This window comes from Pseudomonas sp. W15Feb34 (assembly GCF_023127765.1).
Taxonomy (GTDB): Bacteria; Pseudomonadota; Gammaproteobacteria; order Pseudomonadales; family Pseudomonadaceae; genus Aquipseudomonas; species Aquipseudomonas synxantha_A.
In genome coordinates, this window is sequence record NZ_SPKN01000033.1 from 1 (window position 1) to 21406 (window position 21406).

Genomic DNA, 21406 nt, shown 5'->3' on the forward strand with positions numbered 1-21406 from the left:
GGGCAAGAGCGCTTTGGTTACTTTCGCGCTTTTCGAAAGTGACCCGCTGTAAGAGCGGAACCCATAGTGGCCGTTACCTAAATAACGGATATGTACTCGGTCTGATCCAGCATCCCGGTCGGCCCTGAGGCCGCCATCGGGAGCAAGCCCCCTCCCACATTCAGCTGTGTGTGGGTATCGGCTTGCGCATCAGGCCCCCCACCACCAGCGCGCCCAGCAACCCCAATAAACCCGCCACCCACAACACCCCGCTGAACCCACCCACAAACGCCTGCCGCGCCAGCGGTTGCACTGTTACTCGCGCTGCTTCGGGCACCAAGTCCAGCGCCGCGGACATATCACCGGCTACCACCCGCGAAGCAATACCCGCCACCTGCGCCTGCCACTGCGGGTCGATACTCGCGCTCAGCAACTGTTCGCTGTGGCTGCTCAGCAATGCGCCATACACGCCGATGGCCAACATGATTGCGCTGAAGCGCATGGTGGTGCTCATGCCCGAGGCCATGCCCGCGCGATCCCGCGGCACGCAGGCCATGATGTTTTTCTGCGTGTCGCCATTGAGTAACCCCGCGCCTGCACCGGTGACGGCGATCGCCAGGGCAAAGGGCAGATAGCCGCCGGCCTGCACGGCCCACGCGCTCAACAGATTGCCGCAGCCCACCAGGGTCAAGCCACTCGCCATCATGGTCGCCGGTGTGAAGCGTGCCGCCAGACGTACACCGACGCGCGGGCAGATCAGCATGGTCAAGGCAAACGGCAACATGCCCAGGCCCGAGGCAATCGCGGAGAAACCCAGGCCGTTCTGCAGGTAGAACGGCAGCAGCGTCATCATCACCTGGGCGCACCCGGCATAGGCAAACATGCCGAGCAAGGCGCCGATAAAGCGCGGGTGCCGAAACAGCTGCAAGTCCACCATCGGTCGCTGCTGCAGGTGCTCGACCAGCACAAACACACCCATCAGCAGCCCACCGCCGAGCAGGCGAGCGTAGGTCAGCGGGCTATCCCAACCGATGCGATTGGCCTCGATCAACCCCCAGATCAGGCACAGCAAGCTGCCACTGAACGCCAGGCTGCCCCAGGGATCCAGGCGCGCCGATCGGCTGTCGCGGGACTCGGGAATCGCCCGCAGCACCAAGGCCATCAGTACCAGCCCCACCGGCAGGTTGAGATAGAAAATCCAGCGCCAGCCCAGGTACTCGGTAATCAAGCCGCCCAGGGTCGGTGCGGCGGTCATCGCCACGCCCATGCACGCGCCCCAGAACGCCCAGGCCTTGGCGCGTTCTATTTCATCGTGGAAGGTATGCCCGATAGACGCCAGTGCCGAGGTCAGCAGCAGCGCCGCACCCACCCCCTTCACGGCCCGGGCGATGTCCAGCCACAGCGCGGTGGGTGCTGCGCCGCAGCCCAGGGAGGCGAGGATGAAAATACCCAGGCCCCAGACCAGGGTTTTCTTGCGGCCAAAGCGGTCGGCGATACTCCCGGCCGGCAACAACAAGGCGGCGAACGCCAGCATATAAGCGCTGACGACCCACTCGATATCGGCAAAGTTGGCGCCCAAGTCGCGGGCGATGCTCGGCAGCGTGACGGCAACGATGTTGGTATCCAGCACGATCAACGAGCAGACAGCGGAGGCGGTCACCAGCGTCAGGCGTGGACTGACCCGGCTCACAAGCAAATTACCTGGTAGGCAATACGGAAATCTCGGTTGACTTGCATCGCAAGGGCTCTCTAGTGTTCAGGTACTGCGAGCTTATCCCTGGCGAATCACATTTTTGTTAGGCACCAGGAAGTACTTCATTACCTTTGAGCTAATACTGCCATGGAAATCCGCCATTTTCGTTACTTCCTGGCCGTGGCCCGGCAGCGCAATTTCACCCGCGCCGCCGAGCAATTGGGCATTGCGCCGCCGACCCTGAGCCGGCAAATCCAGGACATGGAAACCAGCCTGGGCACGCGCTTGTTTGTCCGCCGGCAGCGCGAAGTCAGCCTCACCGAAGCGGGTGCCGCGCTGCTGAGCGAGGCCGAAGCCGCCGTGCGCCAATTCGAGTTCGCACAGCGCAATGCCCAGCGCGCCGGGCGTGGCGAGATCGGGCATATTGAGTTGGGTTACGTGGCCTCGGCGCTGTACTGCGGGCTGTTGCAGCGCCAGGTACGGGGGTTCAGCCAGGCGTTTGCCGATGTGAACGTGAACCTGCGCGAATGGGCTATGGCTGCGCTACCGGGCGCGGTGGCCGAGGGGCGCTGCGATATCGGTTATATCCGTTCGCCGATGACTCTGCCGGACGGCGTGGAGGCGGTGCGCCTGGACAGCGAAGGCTTTGTGCTGGCGCTGGCCCATGATTCCTGGCTGCTGGGGCTTAAGGCAATCACCTGCGAGCACCTGGAAAACGAGACGTTTATCTTGCCGGAACAAATCAGCGGCACCTTGCATGTCGCCGCCCAGGGCGGCTACGCACCGCGCCTCGGCGCGCAGCCGGGCGGGTTGGTGGCGGTGGTGGCCCTGGTGTCGTTGGGGCAGGGGGTTGCGGTAGTGCCGGCATCGATGGTCGGGCATGTGAGCCTGCCGGGCGTGGTGTATCGCAATATCCAGGGCAATGAGGCGTCGTCGTGGTTGTCGTTGATTTACCGGCGTTTTGAAAAAGCGCCGGCGGTGGCGCGGTATATCCAGCAGGTCAAGCAGTCAGTCGCGGCTGCACCGAGTCGGCCAGGCGCGTAAGAATCAGGCAACACGACACCGCCCCGGCGTCCAGCACCCCGAGAGAGCGCTCGCCCAGGCGACTGGCGCGGCCGATCTTGGCCACCAGGTCCTTGGTCGAATCGCGCCCCTGGGAGGCGGCGGTTTTCATCGCCTCCAGCGCATCGTTGAAAGGCGCCCCGGATGCATGTGCCTGTTCAAACGCCTCTACTGCAGGAATAAGGGTATCCATCAGGCACTTGTCGCCCACGCCCGCCTCGGTGATGTCCTGCAGTGAAGTCAAGCCGCCGCGCAACAGATGGGCGAAGGTCGCGGCGTCGATGTCTTCACAATTGCGCACTTCGTCGGCCATGCCAATAAACAGGCTGCCATACAGCGGGCCCATGGAGCCGCCGATGCCTTCCATCAGGCTCAGGGTCAGTTCATCCAGGGCTTGGGCCAGGCTCAGTTGGCGGCCTTCGATAGTGCGACCGCAGTGGGCGAAGCCCTTGGCCATGTTGATGCCGTGGTCGCCGTCGCCAATGGCGCCGTCGACTTCGCTGAGGTATTCGCGATTGGCCACGATGACGCTGACCAGGTCGGCAACGATGGCGCTGCCGTCACGGGTGGAAAAGTGCTGGCTCATGTTTACTCCGCCTGGGTCATGCCGATGGAACGGCAGGGTTGGTCGATCAGGGTTTTCAGCTCGGCGTCGAGGCCGAGCAGGGTCAGGGTCACGCCCATCATTTCCAGGGAGGTGAAGTAGTTGCCGACGTAGCAACGGTGAATCTTCAAGCCCTTGGCCTTGAGTTGTTTTTCCACCTCGGCGTAGAAAATGTACAGCTCCATCACTGGCGTGGCGCCAAGGCCCGAGACCAGCACCACCACACTGTCGTCCTGGCTGAAGTCGCGGTCGGCCAGGATCGGCGCAAGCATTCGCTCAGCCATGGCGGCGGCCGGTTCAATCGGAATGACTTCGATGCCCGGCTCGCCATGATGGCCGATGCCCAGTTCCATCTGGCCGTCAGGGATCTGGAAGTTCGGCTTGCCGACGGCGGCGATGGTGCAGGGCGTGAGGCCGATACCGATCGAGCGGCAGTGGTCGACGGTCTTCTGCGCGACGCGAATCACCCCGTCGAGGTCGTAATGCTGGGCGGCGGCGGCACCGCCGATCTTCCACATGAAGATTTCCCCGGCCACTCCGCGACGCTTGGCGATATCGGCCTTGGGCGCCGAGGCCACGTCGTCGTTGGCCACCACGGTGCGGATGCGCATGTCTTTGCTGGCGGCCATTTTCATCGCCAGCTTGACGTTCATATTGTCGCCGGCGTAGTTGCCATACAGGCAGGCTACGCCCGCGCCATGGTCGGCGGCGCGGAAGGCGTCGAAAAAGCTCTTGGCGGTGGGCGAGGAGAAAATCTCGCCGACGGCCACGGCGTCTACCAGGCCCGGGCCGACATAGCCGAGGAACGCCGGCTCATGCCCGGAGCCGCCGCCGGTGACGATGCCGACCCGACCCTGGCCGGAGGGCCGGGCCTTGACGATGACCCGTGGGTTGGTTTCGTACTGGCGCAGTTCGGGGTGCGCGACCAGGATGCCGCGCAGCATGTCTTCGACCACTTGGTCGGGATCGTTGATGACTCGATTCATAACGCGGGTTCCTGTGTTCTTGTTCTAAGGGGTGACACCCCTCCATTGTGGGAGCTGGCTTGCCTGCGATGGCGGTGTGTCAGTTGGGGAATCTTTATCTGATTCACCGCCATCGCAGGCAAGCCAGCTCCCACAGTTTGTGTGTTGCTGCTGGAATCAGGGTTCGAGCACCACCTTGAGCGATTTATCGCCGCGCTCCATCACCGCAAACGCCTCCTTGAAGTCCGCCAGGGCAAACTTGTGGGTCACCACATCGCGCATGTCGATTTTGCGGTTGCCGATAAAGTCGATGGCTCTCGGGTACATATAGGGCCCCAGGTGCGAGCCGAGGATGTCCAGCTCCTTGCGATCGCCAATGATCGACCAATCGACCGTGGCCTCGTCATTGAACACGCTGAACTCGACGAAGCGCCCCAGCTTGCGCAGCATCGCCAGGCCCTGGTTGACCGCTTTGTGGTGCCCGGTGGCTTCGATGTAGATGTCGCAACCGTAGCCGTCGGTGATCTCGCGGATTTTGGCCAGCACATCGACCTCGGCCGGGTTCCAGACTTCGTCGGCGCCCATGCGCAGGGCGAGGGCGGCGCGCTCGGGTTTCATGTCCAGCACGATAAGCTTTTTCGGGTTGCGCAATCGCACCGCGCCGATGATGCCCAGGCCCAAAGTGCCGGCGCCTGCGACCACCACAATGTCGTCATGGTCGACGTTGGCGCGCTCCGCCGCGTGCAGCGAGCAGGCCAGCGGCTCGATCAGGATCGCTTCGTCGGGCGCGATGGATTCCGGCACTTTGTGGATGATGCCTTCCTTGGTGAAAATCATGTACTGGGCCATGGCGCCCTGCACATTATTCTGGAAGCCATACAGGTCATGCTTCTGGCACATCCAGTACTGGCCGTGGTTGCAGAAGCGGCAACCCCAGCACGGCACGATCTGTTCGGAAATCACCCGGTCGCCGACCGCCACGCCGCGCTTTTCGGCGCCTGGGCCAAGGGCGACGACACGGCACACGAACTCATGCCCGGGAATCATCGGCGGCTTCACATAGCGCGGTTGCTCGGCATCGCCCCAGAACGACGGCGCGCCGCGATAGGTCTTGATATCGCCCATGCAAATGCCGCACAGCTCGACCTTGGTCAGGATCTCGTCGGGGCCGGGGGTGGGCACGTCGACGGTTTCCAGGCGGTAGTCTTCCGGCCCATGGCAGACCACGGCCTGCATGGTTTTGGGGATGCTCGGGGCAAGTTGTTCGGGTGTGCGTTCGGTGACGGTGGACATGACAGGACCTCACGACATAAAGATGGAATTACTGAATGCTGTAGCCGCCATCGATCACCATGTTGGCGCCGGTGATCATCTGCGCGGCATCGCTGAGCAGGTATAGCGCCAGCCCGGCGATTTCTTCCGGCTGGGCAAAACGCCCCGCCGGGATCTGCAATTTGGCCCGCTCACCCACGTCGCCGGCCCAGGCTTTTTTGCCCAGGGCGGTTTCGACGATGGTGGGGGAGATGGCATTGACGTTCACCTGCGGCGCCCACTCCATGGCCAATACCTTGGTCATGCCGACGATGGCGGCTTTGCTGGCGCAGTAGGCGACGTGACGGTCCAGGCCAATCACAGCGGCCTGGGACGCCAGGTTGACGATGCGCCCGCTGCCTTGGGCGAGCATATGTCTGGCGCAGGCCTGGGCCACGAAGAAACTCGCCTTGAGGTTGATGTCCAGGGTGGTGTCCCAGGCGCTTTCGCTGACCTCGATGGCTTTGTCCAGCAACACCACGCCTGCGCTGTTGATCAGGTAATCCAGGCGTTGGAAATGTGTGAATACGCGGTCGATGGCGGGTTGTATCTGGCCGGTCTGGCCGAGGTCGACGGCAATGCCCAGGTGCCCGGCACCCAGGCTGGCGGCCACCTCGACCACGGCCGGGTCGCGGTCCAGCAGCGCCACCCTTGCGCCGCGTTCCGCCAGTAAGTTGGCGCAGGCCAGACCAATGCCGGCGGCGCCACCGGTGATGACCGCGCAACGGCCGCTGAGGTCGAAGGCTTGGTTCCAGAAACCAGACATGAATAACTCCCGTCACAGATCAAAAGGTAGAACGCGGTCCAATGTGGGAGCTGGCTTGCCTGCGATTGCATCGACCCGGTCTACCTGATGCACCCAGGTGCCTGCATCGCAGGCAAGCCAGCTCCCACAGTTGACTGTGTTTCAAGCCACTGACTACTTGCCGCCGCTGACTTGCTTGTACAGCGCATCCGCATTGGCATTGGTCACCGGCACCCACGGCAGGATGTAGTTCCTGGCCGTGCCGTCACCCCATTTCACGTCCTTGGCGTAGCGCTCCCAGATCACCGATTGCGGCTTGTAGTCCTCACCGGCCAGGGCGCGCAGGGCCACGTCCAGTGCGCCTTGGGATTGGGCCTGGGCGTCCTGGAGGAATGTGGTGACTTCGTCTTTTTTCGCCGCCTGGATCGCATCCGGCATACCGTCGATGGAGGTCACGGGCACCTCTTTGGAGGTCAGTCCGTGAGACTTCAGGGCCTGCACAGCGCCGAGGGCCATGTCGTCGTTCTGGGCGATCACGCCGTTGATGCCCTTGGGGTGGGCGTTGAGCCAGTCTTCGGTGAGGGTCATGGCCTGGGCGCGGTCCCAGTTGGCGGTTTTCTTCTCGATGATCTTGATATCAGGGTGTTTGCCCAACACTTCCAGCTCGCCTTTTTCCCGGTCGATCTGCGCCGACTGGCCAATCGGGCCCTGGATGATCACCACGTTGCCCTTGCCGTTGAGCTTGTCGACCATGGCCTGGGCCTGCAGGCGGCCGCCTTCGACGTCGTCGTTCCCCACATACGGCACGCTGGCATCGGCTACTTTCGTATTGGAGGCGATGACCACCACGTCGTTGCTCATGGCCGCCTTGACCGTACCGACACCGGCCTTGGTATCAATGGGCACGAACAGAATCGCGTCGTAGCGTTGGGTCACCATGTTTTCGATCTGGTTGTTCTGGGTCAGGGCGTCGTAGTTGCCGTCGAATACGGTCAACTGCACGGTGCCATCCTTGACGGCCGGATGTTCCTTGAGCTCACGCACCCAGTTCTGCATGAACTGGCCCTTGAGGCCGTAGACGGCTGCGCCGATCTTGTAGGTCTTGCCATCGGCTGCCATGGCGACACTGCTGGCGAGCAGGGAGAGGGCCGCCGCGGCGGCCAGGGTAGTACCCAGTTTCATAAGTCGAACTCCAGTTATTGTTATCGGTCGTTCTTCAGCGTTTTTTCTTGCGCCACACGTCGATCAGTACTGCGAACACGATGATCAGGCCCTTGGCGACCTGCTGGTAATAGGAGGACACGCCGAGCAGGTTCAGGCCGTTGTTGATCACACCGATCAGCAGCGCCCCGAACAAGGTGCCGACAATGCTACCGGTACCGCCCGACAGGCTGGTGCCGCCGATCACCACCGCGGCAATCGCGTCCAGCTCATAGGAAACCCCGGCCTGGGGCAGGGCAGAGGTGGTACGTGCCGACAACACCACGCCGGCCAATCCGGCGAGCAGGCCCGAAACCACGTACACCGAGAACATCACCTTGCGCACGCCGATGCCGGAGGTGCGTGCGCTTTTTTCATTGCCGCCTACCGCGTACACGTAGCGGCCGTAGGTGGTGTAGCGCAGCACCATCCAGAAGATCAGCGCGACCACAGCGAAGATAATGATCGGCACGCCCACTGGGCCGATCTTGCCGATACCCAGCGCCAGGTAGGCGTCGGGCAGGTCGGTGATCGGGCTGCCGTCGTTGAGGATAAAGGTCATGCCGCGGGCGATGCTGAGCATACCCAGGGTGGCCACGAACGGCGGGATCGACAGGTTGGCGACCATAAAGCCGTTGACCACGCCAAGCATCGCCCCGGCAAACATCCCGGCGCTGACTGCCGCCAACAGGCCATAGCCCTGGGTGGCGACCATCGCGCTGCACAATCCGGCAAAGGCCAGGATCGAACCTACCGACAAGTCGATGCCCTTGGTCAGGATCACATAGGTCATGCCCACGGCGAGGATGCCGTTGATGGAGGTCTGGCGCAGGATGTCCATCCAGTTGCGCCAGGTCATGAAGTATTCGCTGGAAAACGCCATCACCACGCACAGCAGGATAAACACCAGCGGCAGGCCGAAGCGGTCCAGAGACAGGCGCAAGCGGTTGCGTGGCGCGGTGGTGACAGGGGCGGTAAGGGTTTTGGCATTCATGAGGCAAGACTCAACAAGGCTTCCTGGGAAAGGGCAGTGTCGGTGCTGATGGTCACCAGCCGGCCGCCCTTGAATACGGCAATGCGATCACTCAAGTGCAGCAGTTCCGGAGCTTCGGACGACACCACAATGGCGGCGCCGCCGGCCCGTACGAACTGGTCGAGCAGGTGGTAGATCTCCTGCTTGGCGCCTTCATCGATGCCGCGGGTGGGTTCGTCGCAAAGCAGGCACACCGGCTCGGTGGACAGGCATTTGGCGAGCACGACTTTTTGCTGGTTGCCGCCGCTCATGGACGCCACCGGCAGGTCCAGGGAGCTGGTCTTGATCTGCAGGCGCTTGACCATGTCTTCGGCCAGTTGGGCTTCCTTGCGCGCATTGATCAGCGACCAACTCGACAAGCGCTTGTAGGCCGACAGCGCGATGTTCGAGAGGATGCTGCCGGTCAGCACCAGGCCACTGTCCTTGCGGTCTTCGGTGACCAGCGACATACCGGCGTTGATGGTGGCCTTGGGCAGCCCGATGGGCATGGGCTTGCCTTGCAGGGTGACGCTGCCGGAATCGGCTACGGTCAGGCCGTAGATGCAGTTGAGAAACTCACTGCGCCCGGAGCCCATCAGCCCGTAGATGCCAAGAATTTCGCCACGGCGCAATTGCAGGCTGATGTCGTGGAACTCGCCGTTGCGGCTCAGGTTGTCGACTTGCAGGCAGGTGTCGGCGGCGCATTCACGGCCGACCTTGTGGTCGATGCGCGTCAGTTCCTGGCCAACAATGCCGCGTACCAGGTGGTCGCGGTCGATATCGGCCATGCGCCCGCTTTCTACAAAGGCGCCATCGCGGAAGATGCTGTAGTCGTCGGCGATCTGCGCCAGTTCGCTCAAGCGATGGGACACATACACAATGCCGGCGCCACGGGCGGTGAGGCGGCGAATGGCCTTGAACAGGGTTTCTGCCTCGCGCTCGCCGATGGCCGAGGTGGGCTCGTCCATGATCATCACCTGGCAGTCATGGCTGAACGCCTTGGCGATTTCCACCAGTTGAATTTGCGCCACGCTCAAGCGGTGCATGGGGCTGGTGGCGTCGACGTCGAACTCCAGGCTTTCCAGCAGCTCGCGGGTGCGGCGGTTCAGGGCCTTGCTGTCGACAATGCAACCGGCGCGGCGCGGCTCGCGGCCCAGCCAGATGTTTTCGGCGACGGTCATGTAGGGGATGGGTTCCAGCTCTTGGGTGATCATCGCGATCCCGGCCGCCAAGGCTTCACTGGGGCGGTTGAACTGCACCGGTGCACCGTTGAGCGCAATGGTGCCGGCGTCACGCTGGGTAATGCCCATCAGGATGCTCAGGAAGGTCGACTTGCCGGCACCGTTGCCGCCGCACAGGGCGTGGACGCTGCCGGCGCGTAGAGAGAGGCGCCCGTCACGCAGGGCGGGCACCCCGGCGTAAGCCTTGGCGACGTGTTCAGCCTGGAGCAGTAATGGCGTGGCCATCGGCGTGTCCTCGTGCTGTGAATTCTTATTAGGTCGCACAGTCATGTTTCGCTGTGATCATATGTGTATCAAATGAAATTCTGATCAGTCAATCTCTTTCATTAAAAAGCGTTGATTCTCATCTGTAGTGGCTTTAATGGCTGTTTATCCCACTTTGACTGGGAGGTCAGTTAAATCGCGCTTGACATGAAGGGCATAATGATCGCGAAATGGCTGAGCGAAATTTCATTGAGTGATCATATGATCAGTCTTAATCTAGATAAGGGCAGCGGAGCCAGACGCCATGAACACACCTTTTCCGGTGGCTATCGGATGCGATGAAGCGGGTTTTGAGCTTAAAGAGCTGTTGAAGCGCCATATCGAGGCGCTGGGTTACCCTGTCACTGACTTCGGTACCCATTCCATCGCGCCGGTGCTCTATCCGGACATCGCGCTGGCCGTGGCCAACGCTATCAGCGCCGGGCAGCAGCGCCTCGGTGTGCTGGTGTGCGGCACCGGCATCGGCATGGCCATCTCGGCCAACAAGGTGTTGGGTATCCGCGCGGCTCAGGCCCATGACACCTATTCGGCGGAGCGGGCGCGCAAGAGCAACGATGCGCAGATTCTGTCCATCGGTGCGCGGGTGATCGGCGCCGAACTGGCCAAGAGCATTGTCACGGCGTTCCTGGTCTCGGAGTTCGAGGCGGCGCGTTCCGGGGCCAAGGTCGAGCGCATCAACGCAATCGAGCGCGATGGGCATCAGTAGTGGACGGCACGGGGCAAGAGTCGGGAGAATGCGCCTTTGACGCCGAAACGGAAGCCCGTCCCCATGAGTGACAGTACCCAGCGCATGGCCAGCGATATCGATCAAATGACCGAAGTGGCGATGCTCTATTACCTTGAGAACGTCACTCAGGAAGCCATTGCCAAGCGCTTTGACCTGTCGCGGGCCAAAGTCAGCCGCCTGCTCAAGCGTGCGCGAGATGAAGGCATTGTCGAGGTGCGCGTGTTGCAGCACCCGGCGATGAACAACGAACTGGAACGCGCGTTGGTGGAGCGCTTCAAGCTCGACCGCGCCTTGATCGCCGTTGACCATAGCGACCCCGACACCCAGCGCTCGGCAGTCGCTAGCCTGGTCGCCAACTACCTGAACAAAACCTTGGGCGATGGCATGATCGTCGCCGTGGGCATGGGCCGTAACGTCGGCGCGGTGGCCGATAACGTGTTCCTGCCGGTGACGCGCAACTGCACGTTCGTATGTGCTATCGGTGGTTCGCTCAAGGCCGGCGAGTACATGAACCCCGACCATATCTGCCGGCGCCTTGCCCTGCGCTTTGGCGGCGAGAGCGAAAGCCTGTACGCCCCGGCGCTGGTGGCCAACCCGGAACTGCGTGGTGTGTTGATCAATAACGACACGGTACGCTCCACCCTCGACCGCGCCCGGCGTGCCGACATTGCCCTGATCGGCATTGGTGATATGAGCGAAAACAGCAACATGGTGCGCATGGGCTGGTTCTCGCCCCAGGAAATCGCCCAGGCGCGGTTGTCCGGCACGGTGGGCGATATGATGGGCTATGACTTTATCGATATTCACGGCCAGCCGGCGGTCAACGCCATTCAAGGCCGAGTGATCGGGTTGACGGTGCAGGAGCTGTTCCGCATCCCGGATGTGGTGGCGATTGCCAGTGAAAACACCAAGGCCGCGGCGACGCTGGGGGCGTTGCGGTCGGGGGTGATCAATACGCTGGCGACGACCGTCACCAATGCCCACACCATCCTGGCGCTGGATGATGCCACCCGAAAGTCTTGATACCACACCGTTCCAAATGTGGAATGGGGGGCTTGTGTGGGAGGGGGCTTGCTCCCGATAGCGGTGTGTCAGCCAGCTTATATATTGACTGACACACCGCCATCGGGAGCAAGCCCCCTCCCACATTGGTTTTGCATCGGCTGGAAGACAGGTTTTGTAATAGTTTTGCTATGTGGGAATTGTGTATTTGGGCTGTAGGATTCAAGTCCTTTTGTTATTTCAGGACTTGCATGAACACCCTCTCGGAGCCTCCCAGTCGTCTTTCCCCAAGACACTTACTGTCGCTGTTCCCCCTGAAGCACCCCGTATTCCGACTGCTAACCTTGTCCCGGTCCACTGACCGCGCATTGCCGTGTCCGGCATTCTGAAAACTTTGAATACAGAGACTCTATAAATGGAATGGTTAGCGGATCCAACGGCCTGGCTGGGCCTGGCGACCTTGATTGTGCTGGAACTGGTGCTGGGTATCGACAACCTGGTGTTTATCGCGATCCTGGCAGACAAGTTGCCGCCGGAGCAGCGTGACCGTGCACGTTTGATCGGTTTGTCCCTGGCGCTGCTGATGCGCCTGGGCCTGTTGGCGAGTATTTCCTGGTTGGTGACCCTCACCCAGCCGTTGTTCGAGGTGTTCGACAAGAGCTTTTCCGGCCGTGACCTGATCATGCTGTTCGGTGGTGTGTTCCTGTTGTTCAAGGCCACCATGGAGCTGCACGAACGCCTGGAAGGCCACGTGGCCCAGCACAAGGGCAGTGTGGCTTATGCGATGTTCTGGCCGATCGTGGCGCAGATCGTGGTGCTCGACGCAGTGTTCTCCCTCGACGCGGTGATTACCGCAGTGGGCATGGTCGATGAGCTGGCGGTGATGATGATCGCGGTGATCGTGTCCATCGGTTTGATGATCGTGGCGAGCAAGCCGCTGACCCGTTTCGTCAACGCCCACCCTACGGTGATCATGCTGTGCCTGGGCTTCTTGATGATGATCGGTTTCGCCCTGACCGCCGAAGGCTTGGGCTTCCATATTCCCAAGGGCTACCTGTACGCGGCCATTGGTTTCTCGATTCTGATCGAGGTGTTCAACCAGATTGCCCGCTCGCGTCGCAAGAAATCGGCACAAGGTGTGCTGCCGGTGCGTGAGCGTACGGCCCATGCAGTGATGCGTTTATTGGGTGGCCGCAGCCTGGCGGTGGAGGAGGTGGGTGAAGAGGTCGCTGACTTGCTGGGCGAGCCGGATACTGCACAGGGCCCGCTGTTTGATCGACGTGAGCGGGTGATGATCAGCGGGGTGCTGCAACTGGCCGAACGGCCGATTCGTACCCTGATGACACCACGGGCCAAGGTTGACTGCATCGACCTGGCGGACGATCCCGACACGATCCGCCTGAAGCTGATGCATTCGTCCTACTCGCGTTTGCCGCTGATCCGCAACGGTGCGGTGGATGAACCCTTGGGCTTTGTGCACAAGAAGGAACTGCTCAAGGAGTACCTGGCCGGTAACGAGCCGAACCTGGAGCACCTGGCGCGCCGGGCAATCAACCTGCTGGAGAGCTTTTCGATCCTCAATGCCCTGGAGCAGATGCGCCAGGAGTCCACCCATATCGCCTTCGTAATCAACGAATTCGGGGACTTCATGGGCGTGTTGAGCATGACCGATATTCTGGAGTCCATCGCCGGTGAATTGCCCGATGCCAGCGAAATCGAAGGGCCGGACATCGTCGAGCAGAACGACGGCTTTCGTGCCAACGGTGCCTTGAACCTCAATCTGGTGCGTCTGCGCACGGGCTTCAAGGCTGCGGCGACCGAGGATTATCAAACCCTGGCGGGGTTGGTGATGAGCCTGCTCGACCGTTTGCCGGTGGTGGGCGATAGCTTGGAACATGAGGGTTGGCGTTTGACGGTAGCTGAAGTGGAGGAGCGTCGAGTGACGCAAGTGCACTTGCGCCCTTGCTCAGGTCATAACGGTTGAAGATGTCTGTTACGCACTGCTCTTGTTCTTCAAGTGGGCCGAAGCCCTTGAGTTTTTCTACCACGATTCCCTCCTGGTAGATCAGTAGCGTCGGGGTGCCTGTCACATCAGGGTGCCTCGGCGTATGGGCGCAATCGAGTACCAAACTGACTAGCCAGGGATGCTTCCAAGCGGCCTGTTCGAATAAGGAGCCTGCTTGCGCACAGGCAGGGCAGTGCTCGGAAACAAACAGAATGAACACCGGGCGCGGGGTGTTCAGTACCCGATTGAACTCTTTGGCGCTGGAAATTCTGCGCGTGGCGACTCCCATGTCGATCCCCTTCCGGCTGTGTTGGTTTTTGCCAACGCTAAGCCGGTGGGGTACCACCGTCTACTGTCAACCTTCACAGGTGTGCGTCGATCCGAGGCGGTCAGTATGGGGGCGCAGTAACACCGTTGTGGGGCGTTGCGTAGCAACACCCGATGCTGGCGGCGCAAAGCCGTTAAGCGCTTCAATACCTATCTTGCTGAACCCTAAAGAGTTTCCCGACCGCATATTTTTCCTCCCGTGGCTGTGGCACACTTTCTGCTGTCTATTCCGTTGTTACATACCAAGTTCCGGTATAGCGGAATACACAATCCCTGGAGTGCTTGTCATGCATCACCGACCTTCCGTATTCAAAGCGTGTGTTTTTCTTGTCGCCGCATCGGCTTCCTTCACAAGCATGGTGCAGGCGGCGGACAGCAAGCTGGATGATGTGCTCAAGCGCGGGCATCTGATCGTGGGTACAGGCAGTACCAATGCGCCGTGGCACTTCCAGGGAGCGGATGGCAAATTGCAGGGGTTTGATATCGACATCGGCCGCATGGTGGCCAAGGGTTTGTTCAATGACCCGAGCAAGGTCGAGTTTGTGGTGCAGTCATCCGATGCGCGCATTCCCAACCTGCTGACGGACAAGGTTGACATGAGCTGCCAGTTCATCACCGTCACCGCCAGCCGTGCGCAGCAGGTGGCTTTTACTTTGCCGTACTACCGCGAAGGTGTCGGCCTGCTGTTGCCCAACAACAGCAAGTACAAGGAAATCGAAGACCTTCAAGCCGCAGGCGATGACGTGACCGTAGCCGTGCTGCAAAACGTGTACGCCGAAGAGCTGGTGCACCAGGCACTGCCCAAAGCCAAGGTCGACCAGTACGACAGTGTCGACCTGATGTACCAGGCCGTGAACTCCGGTCGCGCCGACGCGGCTGCCACCGATCAGTCCTCGGTCAAATACCTGATGGTGCAGAACCCCGGTCGCTACCGCAGCCCCACTTACGCCTGGAGCCCGCAAACCTACGCGTGTGCGGTCAAGCGTGGCGACCAGGATTGGCTGAACTTCGTCAACACCGCGCTGCATGAAGCCATGACCGGTGTGGAATTTCCCACCTACAAGGCTTCTTTCAAGCAGTGGTTCGGCGTTGACCTGCCAGAACCGGCCATCGGTTTTCCCGTGGAATTCAAATGATCCGGAACAGCCGGGGCGTGCTTGAGCGCGCCTCACTCAGGTATTGCCGACCATGAACTATCAGTTGAATTTTGCCGCCGTCTGGCGTGATTTCGACACCTTGCTGGCGGGGCTCGGCCTGGGCCTGCAGTTGGCCCTGCTGTCGATTGCCATCGGCTGCGTGATCGGCCTGCTGATGGCGTTTGCCATGCTGTCCAGGCACCGCGCGTTGCGCATCCTCGCTTCGGTGTATGTGACGGTGGTGCGCAATACGCCGATCCTGGTGTTGATCCTGTTGATCTACTTCGCCTTACCGTCCCTGGGGATTCGCCTGGACAAAATCCCTTCGTTCATCGTCACCCTGTCGCTGTACGCCGGTGCCTACCTGACCGAAGTATTCCGCGCCGGGCTGTTGAATATTCCCAAGGGCTTGCGTGAAGCGGGGTTGGCGATCGGCCTTGGCGAATGGCGGATTCGCGCCTATATCACCGTGCCGGTGATGCTGCGCAACGTGCTGCCGGCGCTGTCGAACAACTTTATCTCGCTGTTCAAGGACACGTCCCTGGCCGCCGCGATCGCGGTGCCGGAGCTGACCTATTACGCCCGCAAGATCAACGTTGAAAGCTACCGGGTGATTGAAACCTGGCTGGTGACGACCGCGCTCTATGTGGCTGCCTGTTACCTGATTGCCATGCTGCTCCGTTACCTGGAGCAGCGTCTGGCGATCCGTCGTTAAGGAAGGGTTTGCATGTACGAATCCCCCAGTTGGCTGCATGAATTGTGGATCGCCCGCGAGACCCTGTGGGCCGGCTTCCAGGCCAGTGTGTCGGTCTCGGCACTGGCGATTATCTTCGGCACCCTGATCGGTATCGTCGCCGGGTTGATCCTGACCTACGGCAAGTTCTGGATGCGTGCACCGTTTCGTCTGTACGTCGATCTGATCCGAGGCACCCCGGTGTTCGTGCTGGTGTTGGCGTGTTTCTACATGCTCCCGGCCCTGGGCTGGAAAATCAGTGCATTCCAGGCCGGTGCGGTCGGGTTAACCCTGTTCTGTGGCTCCCACGTGTCGGAAATCGTGCGCGGTGCACTGCAAGCCATTCCCCGTGGGCAACTGGAAGCGGGCAAGGCCATTGGCCTGACGTTTTACCAGTCGTTGGGCTATGTGTTGTTGCCCCAGGCCCTGCGTCAGATCCTGCCGACCTGGGTCAATTCCTCTACCGAAATCGTCAAGGCGTCCACTTTGCTGTCGGTGATCGGCGTGGCCGAATTGCTGCTCAGCACCCAGCAGGTGATCGCCCGCACCTTCATGACCCTGGAGTTTTACCTGTTCGCCGGTTTCATGTTCTTTGTCATCAACTACGCCATCGAATTATTCGGGCGCTACATTGAAAAGCGGGTGGCCTTGCCATGAACCAAGCTCAAACCAAACCAGCGCTGCTGGACATTCGTGGCCTGCGTAAACAGTACGGCCAGGTGGAAGTGCTCAAGGGTGTCGATCTGTCGATGCAGCGCGGCAATGTGGTGACGTTGATCGGCTCCAGCGGCTCGGGCAAGACCACCTTGCTGCGTTGCGTGAACTTGCTTGAGGAGTTCCAGGGCGGGCAGATCACCCTGGACGGCGAGTCCATTGGCTACAGCGAGGTCGGCGGCAAGCGCGTACGGCACCCGGAGCGGGTGATTGCCCAGCACCGCGCCATGACCGGCATGGCGTTCCAGCAATTCAACCTGTTCCCGCATCTGACTGCGCTGCAAAACGTCACCCTTGGCTTGCTCAAGGTCAAGAAGATGGGCAAGGATGAAGCCGTGGCCCTGGCCGAAAAGTGGCTGGACCGCGTCGGCCTGCTGGAGCGGCGCAACCACTTTCCCGGCCAATTGTCTGGTGGTCAGCAACAGCGCGTGGCGATTGCCCGCGCCATTGCCATGAACCCCAGTCTGATGCTGTTCGACGAGGTCACATCGGCCCTCGATCCGGAGCTGGTAGGCGAAGTGCTCAGCGTGATCAAGGGGCTGGCGGAGGAGGGCATGACCATGTTGCTGGTCACCCACGAAATGCGCTTTGCCTATGAAGTCTCCGACCAGATCGTCTTCATGAACCAGGGCCGCATTGAAGAGCAGGGCACTGCGAAGGACATCTTCGAGCGGCCGCAGTCGCCGCGACTGGCGGAATTTTTAAAGAACATTCGTTTTTAACAAGGAGCAACTTTTATGAGCATTACTCGTTACGGTACCGGCAGCACCGCAGGTGGCGGCCAGCCACGCCCGTTCGCACGTGCGGTGGAGGCCGATGGCTGGCTGTATGTGTCGGGCCAGGTGCCGGCGGTGGATGGCGAAATCATCAGTGGCGGCATCGTCGAGCAAACCCGGCAGACCATGCGCAATGTGGTGGCGATCCTCGAAGAAGCCGGCTATGAGCTCAAGGATGTTGTGCGCGTGGGCGTGTGGCTGGAAGATCCACGGGACTTCTGGAGTTTCAACAAGGTCTTCGGCGAATACTTCACCCCCGAGCACGCCCCGGCGCGGGCTTGTGTGCAGGCCAATATGATGGTTGATTGCAAGGTTGAGATCGACTGCGTGGCCTACAAGAAAAAGGGCTGAATGCCCCCACTCTTGAGATCACTGAAGATCAATGTGGGAGCTGGCTTGCCTGCGATGACGTAGTGCCAGATAACACCTTTGTCACTGACCCACCGTCATCGCGGGCAAGCCCGCTCCCACAGGGGATCACCGTGCAGCAAACACCTTTGACCGGACCCATCACTGCCATGACCGAAGACACCATCAAACGCCGCGCCAAAGGCCTGGACCGTGCGTTCGATATCCTTGATTTTCTCAAGGAAATCGGCCAACCCCTGCGCCCGAATGACATTGCCAGCGGCATCGGCAGCCCCAAGTCCACGGTCTACGAATTGGTCGCGTCGCTGCTGGAGCGGCGCATTCTGGAAACCGTGGGCAAGGACGGTCACGTGTATCTGGGGCGCCAGCTGTATTTCCTCGGCCAGGCGCACCTGCGGCACTTCGACCTGACCCGCGAGGCCGATCACGCCCTGCAGGAAATCGTCAGCCAGACCCACGAAACCGCGCAGATGTGCCTGCTCAACGGGCGCAAGTACACGGTGGCGCTGATGCGCGAAGGCCAGCGGCATTTTCGTATTTCTTCGGATATCGGTGAAAACGCGCCGATCCCGTGGACCGCTTCCGGGCGTTTGTTGCTGGGGCATTTGAGCGACCAGCAGATCATCGAGCTGATCGACCCCGACGATTTCATCCTGCCGGACGGCCTGCGCCTGCCGCTCGATACCTTCCTGGCGCAGATCCGCCAGGCCACCGTCGATGGGTTCTTTTCCTTCGACAGTGTGGCCGACACCTTCACCCATTGCTTCGCCGCCCCGGTGCGGGACGCCCAGGGCATCAGCATTGCGACCCTGTGCATCGTTGCCCCGCGAGCCGATGCCAGCAAGCACTACCACGACTATCGCCGGGTGCTGATCGACAGCGCCAACAGCCTGGCCCGGCGCATCAACGAATAGGAGTTTTCCATGTCTGCCCTCAATGCCGTTGAAAAAGGTGCCGCCGCCGTCGGTGCCCATTTGGTCCGCGATGTCAGCCTGCCGGCGCTGGTGCTGCACCGTGACGCCCTGGAGCACAATATTCGCTGGATGCAGGACTTTGTCAGCCACAGCGGCGCCGAGCTGGCGCCCCACGGTAAGACCAGCATGATGCCTGCGCTGTTCGAGCGCCAGATCACCGCCGGTGCCTGGGGGATCACCCTGGCCAACGCCGTACAAACCCGCGCCGCCTATGCCGGTGGCGTGCGTCGTGTGCTGATGGCCAACCAATTGGTGGGTGCGCCGAACATGGCGCTGATCGCCGACCTGCTGGCCGATCAGGATTTCGACTTCCATTGCATGGTTGATCACCCGGACAACGTCGCGGATCTGGGCCTGTTCTTCGCCGCGCGCGGCCTGCGTCTGAACGTGATGATCGAATACGGCGTGGTCGGCGGCCGGTGTGGCTGTCGCAGCGAGCAAGAAGTGCGTGAACTGGCCCGGGCAATCAAGGCCCAACCGGCATTGGCGTTGACCGGCATCGAAGGCTACGAAGGGGTGATCCACGGCGAGCACGCCATCAGCGGCATCCGTGACTTCGCTGCCAGCCTGGTGCGCCTGGCGGTGGACCTGCAAGACAGCGGCCTGTTCTACCTGCCCAAACCGATCATCACGGCGTCGGGCTCGGCCTGGTACGACCTGATCGCCGAGTCGTTCGAGGCCCAGAACGCTGCCGGTCGTTTCCTCAGTGTGTTGCGCCCAGGCAGCTACGTGGCCCACGACCATGGCATCTACAAAGACGCGCAATGCTGCGTGCTCGACCGACGCAGCGACCTCAACGAGGGCCTGCGCCCGGCGATGGAGGTCTGGGCGCACGTGCAGTCGCTGCCGGAGCCGGGGTTTGCGGTGGTTGCCCTGGGTAAGCGTGACGTGGCCTATGACGCCGGCTTGCCGGTGCCGCTCAAGCGCTACAAGGCCGGGATCGTCCCGGCGCACGGTGATGATGTGAGCGCGTGCAAGGTCACCGCGGTGATGGACCAACATGCGTTCATGACCGTAGCGCCGGGTGTTGAGTTGCGCATTGGCGACATCATTTCGTTTGGCACGTCCCACCCCTGCCTGACCTTCGACAAATGGCAGGTGGGTTGCCTGGTGGATGAGCAGTTGCAGGTGGTCGAGTCGCTGCGTACCTGTTTCTAGACCGAGTCGCACCTATCGGGGGCAAGCCCCCTCCCACAGGGGAATGCATTCCAAATGTGGGAGGGGGCTTGCCCCCGATGAGGCCATCAGCCCCACCGAGACAGCAGCCATGACCACCCAACCCCGCATCGCCCTTATCGGCGAATGCATGATCGAACTGCAACACCGCGCCGATGGCAGCCTGCACCAGAGCTTCGGCGGCGACACCCTGAACACGGCGGTGTACCTGCGCCGTGAGCTGGGCGAGTGCGCCAGTGTCGACTACGTCACCGCCTTGGGCGATGACAGTTTCAGCGACGCCATGTGCCAGCAGTGGCAAACCGAGGGCCTTGGCCTGGGCATGGTCCAGCGCCTGCCCGGGCGTCTGCCGGGTTTGTACTGCATCCAGACCGACGCCAATGGCGAGCGCAAGTTTCTCTACTGGCGCAACGAAGCGGCCGTGCGTGACTGCTTCACCACGCCTGCGGCCGAGCCGATCCTGGCAGTGTTACCGGATTATGACGTGGTGTATTTCAGCGGCATTACCCTGGCGGTGCTGGGCGAGGTTGGGCGCGAGCGCTTGCTGGACACCCTGGTCGAAACCCGCCGCCGAGGTGGCAAGGTGGTGTTCGATAACAATTACCGGCCACGGCTATGGGCCGATGTGCAAGCGGCCCGTGCGGCTTATCGCAAGGTGTTGGCCGAAGTGGATATAGCCTTGTTGACCGAGGATGACGAGCACGCGTTGTTTGGCTATGAGGACAGCGAGCAGGTGTTTGCGGCCTATCCATCGATTGCAGAAGTGGTGCTCAAGCGTGGCGCGGATGCGTGTTTGATTCGCTGTGCGGGAGAGCGTTTTGCGTTGCCGGCGTTGAAGGTGGAAAAGGTGGTGGACACTACGGCGGCGGGAGATTCGTTCAGTGCGGCGTATCTGGCCGGGCGGCTCAAAGGTGGCTCGCCGCAAGAGGCTGCATTGGCGGGGCATCGGTTGGCGAGTCGGGTGATTCAGCTGCCGGGGGCGCTGATACCGAGGTGAATGGCCGCCTGCGGCGGATCGGGAGCAAGCCCCCTCCCACATTAGACTGCATTCCTTCAGTTGGAACAGGGTCAACTGTGGGAGGGGGCTAAAGGCAATCCCATCAATCCCGGTAAAACACCTGCACCAGGTGATAGCCAAACTTGCTCTTGATCGGCCCGTGCACCACCTTCACCGGCTTCTTGAAGATCACCGCATCAATCGCGCCCACCATCTGCCCGGGCCGCACTTCGCCCAGATCGCCGCCACGCTTGCCCGACGGGCAGGTGGAGTACTTCTTGGCCAGCACGTCAAAGGCTTCACCCTTGGCAATGCGCTGCTTGAGTTGTTCGGCTTCTTCGCTGGTTTTCACCAGGATATGACGGGCTTGGGCTTTCATTGATCTCTACCAGGT

General features: G+C 61.3%; 21 protein-coding genes and 1 pseudogene. 12 read left to right on the plus strand and 10 right to left on the minus strand.

Annotated elements, in window-relative coordinates:
• Window positions 1–160: 160 nt before the first annotated feature.
• The gene (locus E4O97_RS16135; RefSeq protein WP_248161726.1) at window positions 161–1669 is read right to left on the minus strand and encodes an MFS transporter; all 1509 of its coding nucleotides are present in this window, start codon (window positions 1667–1669) and stop codon (window positions 161–163) included.
• A gap of 150 nt (window positions 1670–1819) precedes the next feature.
• Here E4O97_RS16135 and E4O97_RS16140 point away from each other — a divergent pair, with 150 nt between their 5' ends.
• Complete coding sequence (locus tag E4O97_RS16140) at window positions 1820–2716, plus strand: LysR substrate-binding domain-containing protein (protein ID WP_032876102.1); 897 nt, start codon at window positions 1820–1822, stop codon at window positions 2714–2716.
• On the opposite strand, the gene dhaL is transcribed toward E4O97_RS16140, so the two are convergent.
• From dhaL to E4O97_RS16175, 7 genes are all read right to left on the minus strand, one after another.
• Window positions 2673–3320 carry a dihydroxyacetone kinase subunit DhaL gene (gene dhaL, locus E4O97_RS16145; RefSeq protein WP_248161729.1) on the minus strand — a complete coding sequence of 216 codons (648 nt, stop codon included), beginning with the start codon at window positions 3318–3320 and terminating at the stop codon, window positions 2673–2675. The genes E4O97_RS16140 and dhaL overlap by 44 nt on opposite strands.
• A 2-nt stretch (window positions 3321–3322) precedes the next feature.
• Entirely contained in the window at window positions 3323–4324 is a 1002-nt protein-coding gene (locus tag E4O97_RS16150) for a dihydroxyacetone kinase subunit DhaK (RefSeq protein WP_032876100.1), read from the minus strand.
• 156 nt (window positions 4325–4480) lie between these two features.
• Window positions 4481–5596: an alcohol dehydrogenase catalytic domain-containing protein gene (locus tag E4O97_RS16155; protein WP_032876099.1), complete on the minus strand. Its 1116-nt coding sequence runs from the start codon at window positions 5594–5596 to the stop codon at window positions 4481–4483.
• Between the two features lie 28 nt (window positions 5597–5624).
• The gene (locus tag E4O97_RS16160; RefSeq protein ID WP_032876097.1) at window positions 5625–6380 is read right to left on the minus strand and encodes an SDR family oxidoreductase; all 756 of its coding nucleotides are present in this window, start codon (window positions 6378–6380) and stop codon (window positions 5625–5627) included.
• A 153-nt stretch (window positions 6381–6533) separates the two neighbouring features.
• Entirely contained in the window at window positions 6534–7541 is a 1008-nt protein-coding gene (locus E4O97_RS16165; protein ID WP_148853687.1) for a substrate-binding domain-containing protein, read from the minus strand.
• Between the two features lie 34 nt (window positions 7542–7575).
• A complete protein-coding gene (locus tag E4O97_RS16170; protein WP_216091571.1) occupies window positions 7576–8553 on the minus strand; it encodes an ABC transporter permease in 978 nt (325 codons plus the stop codon).
• Window positions 8550–10037, minus strand: coding sequence for a sugar ABC transporter ATP-binding protein (locus tag E4O97_RS16175; RefSeq protein WP_078821550.1), 1488 nt, complete (start codon window positions 10035–10037; stop codon window positions 8550–8552). Before E4O97_RS16175 ends, E4O97_RS16170 begins: the two co-directional genes overlap by 4 nt.
• Before the next feature lie 283 nt (window positions 10038–10320).
• Here E4O97_RS16175 and rpiB point away from each other — a divergent pair, with 283 nt between their 5' ends.
• The 3 genes from rpiB to E4O97_RS16190 all read left to right on the plus strand — a co-directional run bounded on the left by rpiB (window position 10321) and on the right by E4O97_RS16190 (window position 13789).
• The gene (rpiB, locus tag E4O97_RS16180) at window positions 10321–10782 is read left to right on the plus strand and encodes a ribose 5-phosphate isomerase B (RefSeq protein ID WP_248161731.1); all 462 of its coding nucleotides are present in this window, start codon (window positions 10321–10323) and stop codon (window positions 10780–10782) included.
• A 63-nt stretch (window positions 10783–10845) separates the two neighbouring features.
• Window positions 10846–11826 (plus strand): sugar-binding transcriptional regulator, encoded by a 981-nt coding sequence (locus E4O97_RS16185; RefSeq protein ID WP_005788844.1) that lies wholly within the window; start codon window positions 10846–10848, stop codon window positions 11824–11826.
• A 394-nt stretch (window positions 11827–12220) separates the two neighbouring features.
• The gene (locus tag E4O97_RS16190) at window positions 12221–13789 is read left to right on the plus strand and encodes a TerC family protein (protein ID WP_248161734.1); all 1569 of its coding nucleotides are present in this window, start codon (window positions 12221–12223) and stop codon (window positions 13787–13789) included.
• A gap of 37 nt (window positions 13790–13826) precedes the next feature.
• On the opposite strand, the pseudogene E4O97_RS16195 reads toward E4O97_RS16190, so the two are convergent.
• Window positions 13827–14099, minus strand: a pseudogene (locus E4O97_RS16195) (thioredoxin family protein); the annotation flags it as partial.
• A 325-nt stretch (window positions 14100–14424) separates the two neighbouring features.
• Here E4O97_RS16195 and E4O97_RS16200 point away from each other — a divergent pair.
• From E4O97_RS16200 to E4O97_RS16235, 8 genes are all read left to right on the plus strand, one after another.
• Window positions 14425–15273 (plus strand): transporter substrate-binding domain-containing protein, encoded by an 849-nt coding sequence (locus tag E4O97_RS16200; protein ID WP_005788838.1) that lies wholly within the window; start codon window positions 14425–14427, stop codon window positions 15271–15273.
• Between the two features lie 52 nt (window positions 15274–15325).
• Window positions 15326–15988 (plus strand): amino acid ABC transporter permease, encoded by a 663-nt coding sequence (locus E4O97_RS16205; protein WP_005788836.1) that lies wholly within the window; start codon window positions 15326–15328, stop codon window positions 15986–15988.
• 12 nt (window positions 15989–16000) lie between these two features.
• Window positions 16001–16663 (plus strand): amino acid ABC transporter permease, encoded by a 663-nt coding sequence (locus tag E4O97_RS16210; protein ID WP_032876082.1) that lies wholly within the window; start codon window positions 16001–16003, stop codon window positions 16661–16663.
• Window positions 16660–17442, plus strand: a complete 783-nt coding sequence (locus E4O97_RS16215) for an amino acid ABC transporter ATP-binding protein (RefSeq protein ID WP_103734357.1) — start codon at window positions 16660–16662, stop codon at window positions 17440–17442. Before E4O97_RS16210 ends, E4O97_RS16215 begins: the two co-directional genes overlap by 4 nt.
• Window positions 17443–17457: 15 nt before the next feature.
• On the plus strand, window positions 17458–17847 hold the full coding sequence (locus E4O97_RS16220; RefSeq protein ID WP_005788829.1) for a RidA family protein: 390 nt from the start codon (window positions 17458–17460) through the stop codon (window positions 17845–17847).
• Window positions 17848–18014: 167 nt separating this feature from the next.
• Window positions 18015–18779 carry an IclR family transcriptional regulator gene (locus E4O97_RS16225; RefSeq protein WP_032876076.1) on the plus strand — a complete coding sequence of 255 codons (765 nt, stop codon included), beginning with the start codon at window positions 18015–18017 and terminating at the stop codon, window positions 18777–18779.
• Window positions 18780–18788: 9 nt separating this feature from the next.
• The gene (locus E4O97_RS16230) at window positions 18789–19997 is read left to right on the plus strand and encodes an amino acid deaminase (protein ID WP_248161736.1); all 1209 of its coding nucleotides are present in this window, start codon (window positions 18789–18791) and stop codon (window positions 19995–19997) included.
• 109 nt (window positions 19998–20106) lie between these two features.
• Entirely contained in the window at window positions 20107–21012 is a 906-nt protein-coding gene (locus E4O97_RS16235) for a sugar kinase (RefSeq protein WP_078821545.1), read from the plus strand.
• Between the two features lie 103 nt (window positions 21013–21115).
• On the opposite strand, the gene E4O97_RS16240 is transcribed toward E4O97_RS16235, so the two are convergent.
• The gene (locus E4O97_RS16240; RefSeq protein WP_003174397.1) at window positions 21116–21391 is read right to left on the minus strand and encodes a peptidylprolyl isomerase; all 276 of its coding nucleotides are present in this window, start codon (window positions 21389–21391) and stop codon (window positions 21116–21118) included.
• Between the last annotated feature and the right edge of the window lie 15 nt (window positions 21392–21406).

Excerpts from the sequence above, each read along its gene's own strand:
- E4O97_RS16210 (WP_032876082.1), top strand. The coding sequence starts at position 16,001 with ATGTACGAATCCCCCAGTTGGCTGCATGAATTGTGGATCGCCCGCGAG.
- E4O97_RS16235 (WP_078821545.1), top strand. The coding sequence starts at position 20,107 with ATGACCACCCAACCCCGCATCGCCCTTATCGGCGAATGCATGATCGAA.
- dhaL (WP_248161729.1), bottom strand. The coding sequence starts at position 3,320 with ATGAGCCAGCACTTTTCCACCCGTGACGGCAGCGCCATCGTTGCCGAC.
- E4O97_RS16175 (WP_078821550.1), bottom strand. The coding sequence starts at position 10,037 with ATGGCCACGCCATTACTGCTCCAGGCTGAACACGTCGCCAAGGCTTAC.
- E4O97_RS16185 (WP_005788844.1), top strand. The coding sequence starts at position 10,846 with ATGAGTGACAGTACCCAGCGCATGGCCAGCGATATCGATCAAATGACC.
- E4O97_RS16225 (WP_032876076.1), top strand. The coding sequence starts at position 18,015 with ATGACCGAAGACACCATCAAACGCCGCGCCAAAGGCCTGGACCGTGCG.
- E4O97_RS16220 (WP_005788829.1), top strand. The coding sequence starts at position 17,458 with ATGAGCATTACTCGTTACGGTACCGGCAGCACCGCAGGTGGCGGCCAG.
- E4O97_RS16160 (WP_032876097.1), bottom strand. The coding sequence starts at position 6,380 with ATGTCTGGTTTCTGGAACCAAGCCTTCGACCTCAGCGGCCGTTGCGCG.
- E4O97_RS16190 (WP_248161734.1), top strand. The coding sequence starts at position 12,221 with ATGGAATGGTTAGCGGATCCAACGGCCTGGCTGGGCCTGGCGACCTTG.
- E4O97_RS16140 (WP_032876102.1), top strand. The coding sequence starts at position 1,820 with ATGGAAATCCGCCATTTTCGTTACTTCCTGGCCGTGGCCCGGCAGCGC.
- E4O97_RS16215 (WP_103734357.1), top strand. The coding sequence starts at position 16,660 with ATGAACCAAGCTCAAACCAAACCAGCGCTGCTGGACATTCGTGGCCTG.
- E4O97_RS16230 (WP_248161736.1), top strand. The coding sequence starts at position 18,789 with ATGTCTGCCCTCAATGCCGTTGAAAAAGGTGCCGCCGCCGTCGGTGCC.
- E4O97_RS16170 (WP_216091571.1), bottom strand. The coding sequence starts at position 8,553 with ATGAATGCCAAAACCCTTACCGCCCCTGTCACCACCGCGCCACGCAAC.
- E4O97_RS16240 (WP_003174397.1), bottom strand. The coding sequence starts at position 21,391 with ATGAAAGCCCAAGCCCGTCATATCCTGGTGAAAACCAGCGAAGAAGCC.
- E4O97_RS16155 (WP_032876099.1), bottom strand. The coding sequence starts at position 5,596 with ATGTCCACCGTCACCGAACGCACACCCGAACAACTTGCCCCGAGCATC.
- rpiB (WP_248161731.1), top strand. The coding sequence starts at position 10,321 with ATGAACACACCTTTTCCGGTGGCTATCGGATGCGATGAAGCGGGTTTT.
- E4O97_RS16165 (WP_148853687.1), bottom strand. The coding sequence starts at position 7,541 with ATGAAACTGGGTACTACCCTGGCCGCCGCGGCGGCCCTCTCCCTGCTC.
- E4O97_RS16200 (WP_005788838.1), top strand. The coding sequence starts at position 14,425 with ATGCATCACCGACCTTCCGTATTCAAAGCGTGTGTTTTTCTTGTCGCC.
- E4O97_RS16150 (WP_032876100.1), bottom strand. The coding sequence starts at position 4,324 with ATGAATCGAGTCATCAACGATCCCGACCAAGTGGTCGAAGACATGCTG.
- E4O97_RS16205 (WP_005788836.1), top strand. The coding sequence starts at position 15,326 with ATGAACTATCAGTTGAATTTTGCCGCCGTCTGGCGTGATTTCGACACC.